6 protein-coding genes are annotated in these 4,664 nt (G+C 36.7%); all 6 read left to right on the plus strand.

From position 1 onward, the window contains the following. Positions 1-309 precede the first annotated feature (309 nt). The gene (locus EJN67_RS13725) at positions 310-993 is read left to right on the plus strand and encodes a YveK family protein (RefSeq protein ID WP_129724995.1); all 684 of its coding nucleotides are present in this window, start codon (positions 310-312) and stop codon (positions 991-993) included. A gap of 13 nt (positions 994-1,006) precedes the next feature. Next, positions 1,007-1,780 carry a CpsD/CapB family tyrosine-protein kinase gene (locus tag EJN67_RS13730; RefSeq protein ID WP_129724996.1) on the plus strand — a complete coding sequence of 258 codons (774 nt, stop codon included), beginning with the start codon at positions 1,007-1,009 and terminating at the stop codon, positions 1,778-1,780. Further along, complete coding sequence (locus tag EJN67_RS13735; protein WP_129724997.1) at positions 1,773-2,540, plus strand: tyrosine-protein phosphatase; 768 nt, start codon at positions 1,773-1,775, stop codon at positions 2,538-2,540. The genes EJN67_RS13730 and EJN67_RS13735 overlap by 8 nt, the downstream gene beginning before the upstream one ends. A gap of 43 nt (positions 2,541-2,583) precedes the next feature. Continuing rightward, positions 2,584-3,096: an antiterminator LoaP gene (gene loaP / locus EJN67_RS13740; protein WP_129724998.1), complete on the plus strand. Its 513-nt coding sequence runs from the start codon at positions 2,584-2,586 to the stop codon at positions 3,094-3,096. A gap of 210 nt (positions 3,097-3,306) precedes the next feature. Further along, positions 3,307-4,371 carry a glycosyltransferase family 4 protein gene (locus tag EJN67_RS13745; RefSeq protein WP_165000891.1) on the plus strand — a complete coding sequence of 355 codons (1,065 nt, stop codon included), beginning with the start codon at positions 3,307-3,309 and terminating at the stop codon, positions 4,369-4,371. A 26-nt stretch (positions 4,372-4,397) separates the two neighbouring features. Beyond that, positions 4,398-4,559, plus strand: a complete 162-nt coding sequence (locus EJN67_RS14095) for a glycosyltransferase family 4 protein (RefSeq protein WP_165000892.1) — start codon at positions 4,398-4,400, stop codon at positions 4,557-4,559. The last annotated feature ends 105 nt before the right edge of the window (positions 4,560-4,664 follow it).

Genomic DNA, 4,664 nt, shown 5'->3' on the forward strand with positions numbered 1-4,664 from the left:
GGAGGCCGCCCTGGCTGACAAATCATATGGGCGATGCTTGTCGTCAAGAGTGTGACCGGATACAATGCTAATTTATTTATCAGGATGGCTGTATTTTTCTTTTCCCTACAGTAAATTGACGCAATCAGAGGGGATACAAACATTTTTTTTTTGGAAAAAATGTGTTACAATATTGTTAAACTAATTACATTTTTTTTATTGCCATACTATAGATAACAAAAATGTATAATGTATTGACTTAATCCCTAGGTTTATTATAATATGTATAATATAGCCTTAATTGGGGTTTAATTAGCAAAGGAGAGGTCAATGGAACAGGAAGAGACAATGGATCTAAGGGAGTTTTTTCAAGTCATTGGAAAACATGCTGGTATCATAGCACTTATAACCATAACGGCTGTTTTGGTCACTGCACTATTTAGCTTTTTTATTGTAGATGACATATATGAGACATATACAACTCTTATGGTTAGCAAGGTAAGTGAAGATGGTCAAAAGGTAGACATACAGTACAATGATATACTGCTCAATCAAAAGCTTGTTAATACCTACAGCACCATTGCCAGTAGTAACAAGGTAATAGAGCAGGTAATAAAAAATATGGACATCGATGAAAAGCCTGAGGATCTAAAGGAAAAGATCACAGTGACATCCATAAAGGATACTGAGATTATAAAGATCTCCGTTCAGGATAAGGACAAGCAATTTGCTGCAGATCTTGCAAATGGCGTTGCGCAGGTATTCATGGATGCAGTGGTAGAGACAATGAAGATGGACAATGTACAGGTAATAGACATGGCAAAGGTGCCTGACAAGCCGGTAAAGCCTAGACGTATGCTAAATGTGACAATCGCAGCAGTCCTTGGCATAATGATAGGTTTATTGGTAGCATTTATACTGGAGTACCTCGATAATACCATAAAGACGCCTGAAGATGTGGAAAAATATTTAGGCATCCCAGTACTAGGTACCATACCGGATATAAGCGAATGATGTGAGGTGTATCATGCAAAGATCAGATAAACTAATAATAAATGGAAATCCAAGGTCCCCAGTGGCCGAATCATACAAGACGCTGCGTACAAATCTACAGTATCTATCCTTTGACAACTCACTAAATAGCATAATAGTGACTAGCTGCAGCCCCGGTGAAGGTAAGAGTACAACAGCTGCAAACCTTGCAATATCCATAGCTCAGACGGGAAAAAAGGTGCTTTTAATAGATTGCGACCTTAGAAAGCCTGCAATACATAAAACTTTTAACATAGTAAATATGATGGGGCTTACCAATATACTGTCGGAAGGTATCGATTATAGAGAAATAACCAATGATGTAGGGGAAGAAGATCTTAGGATAATAACAAGTGGTCCTAAACCGCCAAATCCTTCAGAGCTTTTAGGCTCGGACAGGATGGAGTTTTTTTTAGATGCTGCTAAAGCAGAATATGACATGGTAATACTAGATACGCCCCCACTACTGCCGGTTACTGATGCATCTGTATTATCTAGGATGGCAGATGGCATCATATTGGTACTAAAGTATGGAGAAACTACTACCGAGGCTGCAACCATTGCAAAGGCACAGCTGGATAAGGTAGGAGCCAGAATACTAGGGGCTATAATAAATGGTATTCCAACAAAGGGAAATAGCTATTATTACAATAACTACTACTATTATTACTACGATGATAATTCAGAAAATAGAAAAAAGCATAAATCAAAGAAAAAGGGAAAATCGTCAAATACCGTTTCCATAAGAGGCAGTGAGTCAAATGTTTGATATGCATTCCCACATACTATGGGATATGGACGATGGTGCAAAGTCCATAGAGCAGTCCATTGCGATGGGCAGCATTGCATTCAATGAAGGTGTACATACAATTGTGGCAACTCCGCATTTTATAGATGTTGAGGACCCACAGCTTTTTTTGGCAAATATAGATAAAAAGATAGGCTTGTTAAAGCCTTCTCTCCATGCACTGGGTATTGATATTGAGATACTCAAGGGGGCTGAGGTATATATGGATCCTGGGATTCTTGAGATGGATATTTTAGATTCTCTAACCCTTGGAAGCAGCCACTATATACTTGTGGAGATGCCGGCGTTTGAGGTACCCATGTTTGCTCGGGATGTTTTTTATCAGCTTCAGCTAAAGGGATTTGTACCTGTAATAGCCCATCCAGAGCGAAACAGCGCGATAATAGACGATCCTAATGTACTATATGACCTTGTGGATGCAGGGTGCTTAACCCAGATAACATCGGGAAGCCTCTATGGTCTTTTTGGCTCCCATGTAAGGACATGCGCAAAAGTACTTGTAACCCATGACATGGTGCATATGATAGGCACCGATGCCCATTCGAAAGGCAGGAGGGGGCCTTATATGAAGAGGGCTAAGGAAGTGCTTATCCAATGGGCGGGAGATGAAAAGGCAGAAGATATACTTTTTAATACACCTGATAGGCTTTTAAAAAATGAAAAAATAAATATTCCTCCACCTAAAAAATATAAAAGGAAAAGATTTTGGTTCTTTAAATGATATAATGGAAAAAGAAACAATTTAAGGGTTTGGAGGGAGGAGTGTGCAGTGGTATGCACTTTTTGTAGAAGCAAATCAGGAGGAAAATCTGCAAAAGTTTATCCGCATAGTGTATTCAGATGACTGCATAAGGACTCTAGTGCCAAAGAGGAGGCTCATAGAGCGAAGGCAGGGTAAAAACTATGAGAGGATATTAAAGGTTTTTCCAGGGTATGTACTGGTAAATACCGATATGGACAACCTTGCTGTGTACTATAGGCTAAAGGAGTCACCAAGGGTGTTGTCCGTACTTAAAACTGATAGTTTTCCAACGCCCATATCGGAGGATGAGATGGATATAATACTCGCCCTTACAAGATATGGGGAGATAATTGACTTTTCTGAGCTCTATAAAGAGGGAGAAAAGATAAGGGTAAAAAAAGGCCCTTTAGAAGGGCTCGAAGGTATTATATTAAAATATGATAATAGAAAAAAACGAGTAAAAGTTGTGATTAAGATTTTAAATCACGAAAAAAAAGTGGACCTGGGGGCCCACATGATAACCAGAGAATTTTAACAAAATCCAAACGAGGTTACCCGGTGTTGCGGCCTGGATAACCTTTAAGGAGGACATAGCCAGCCAAATATATCCGCTGTTGGAGGGGGATATGGCGAAGCTATGTCTTTTTTTAATTCCCTAGCTACTTAGCATTATATGAAAACTTTGCCATAGAGTCCATAGGGCTAGGGTAACATTTTGCATTTTCATTAGATGGAGGAGTGTTACATGGCCACATATTTACCTTTTTTTATGTCTCTATGTATTTCTACTGCAACTATGCCATTTATAATAAAGATAGCTAAAAAATTTAGTATCTACGATAAGCCAGATTTTAAAAGAAAAATTCATAAATCCAGTATCCCCCTTTTAGGAGGAGTAGCAATATATTTAGGGTTTATATCTGCTTTTTTAATGTTTGTTAGAATAGATGCTAGAATAACAGGTTTCATTATTACATCCTTTACAATATTTATTATGGGGCTTTTAGATGACATGTATGATATCCCAGCTAGATTTAAAATGTTAATAGAATTGGGCTGTGCTTTATATATAGCTATTTCAATTGATAGATTGGATATAGGACAATATCTTATAAAGAAGGATGTTTTTATCGCTATATTTGATATTATCATATCTGTTTTATGGATAGTAGGTGTTATAAATGCAATAAATATAGTAGATGGAGTGGATGGTCTGGCGGGAGGACTTAGTGCTATTGTAGCAATAGGGTTTGTAATTATAGGCTTTATTAGTAATAACCAATTGATGGTTGTTTTGGCATTATCGCTTTTAGGTAGTATTATTGGTTTTCTTTTTTATAATAAAAATCCTGCAAGGGTATTTATGGGTGATGCAGGTAGTACTTTTTTAGGCTATATACTAAGCATACTATCTATAATGAGTGTTAATACATCTAATAACAAGGCGTCAATTGTTGCACCAATATTAATACTTGGTGTACCATTATTTGATACAGGTTGTGCTATTCTTAGAAGGTTTTTTAGCAAGAAAGATATATTTTCTGCAGACAATGACCATATACATCATAGATTACTTAATATGGGATACAGCCAAAAAAAGACGGTATATATCATATGTAGTATATCTATTTTATTTGTCGCAGTAGGAGTAATCATATACATAGGGCATTATTTTACAATAGGATTATCATTAATATTATCTCTTATCATACTAGGTATAATAATGAGCTTGTATGAATCACATGTTAAGCAATCTACAGCAAAGCGTGAAGTAGCAACAACTTCTGATAGTACACCGATTGCTAAATAATTTATTTTATATATAGAGGTGAAAATATGAAAGTTCTGGTTTTATCTACTTCAGCTAATACACTTATGAATTTTCGAGGAGATATGATGAAAACGATGTATAGAAACGGGCATGAAGTTATAGCTGTTGCTCCTGAACCAGAAAAAGAGTGGGCAAATAAGCTTAATTCGTTACTACTCAGGCATTGACATCTTAGGGTAGTAGATTATTGGAAATATCTGATTGATGCAATTTATCCCCAAGATGCATTATAATTATAGCATACATAAATAATGGGTGGTAATTGTAATGAA

Source organism: Xylanivirga thermophila, assembly GCF_004138105.1.
Lineage (GTDB): Bacteria > Bacillota > Clostridia > Caldicoprobacterales > Xylanivirgaceae > Xylanivirga > Xylanivirga thermophila.

What these genes read in the sequence shown, in the direction of transcription:
- EJN67_RS13725 (WP_129724995.1), top strand. Translation starts at nt 310, where the DNA reads ATGGAACAGGAAGAGACAATGGATCTAAGGGAGTTTTTTCAAGTCATT.
- EJN67_RS13730 (WP_129724996.1), top strand. Translation starts at nt 1,007, where the DNA reads ATGCAAAGATCAGATAAACTAATAATAAATGGAAATCCAAGGTCCCCA.
- EJN67_RS13735 (WP_129724997.1), top strand. Translation starts at nt 1,773, where the DNA reads ATGTTTGATATGCATTCCCACATACTATGGGATATGGACGATGGTGCA.
- EJN67_RS13745 (WP_165000891.1), top strand. Translation starts at nt 3,307, where the DNA reads ATGGCCACATATTTACCTTTTTTTATGTCTCTATGTATTTCTACTGCA.
- EJN67_RS14095 (WP_165000892.1), top strand. Translation starts at nt 4,398, where the DNA reads ATGAAAGTTCTGGTTTTATCTACTTCAGCTAATACACTTATGAATTTT.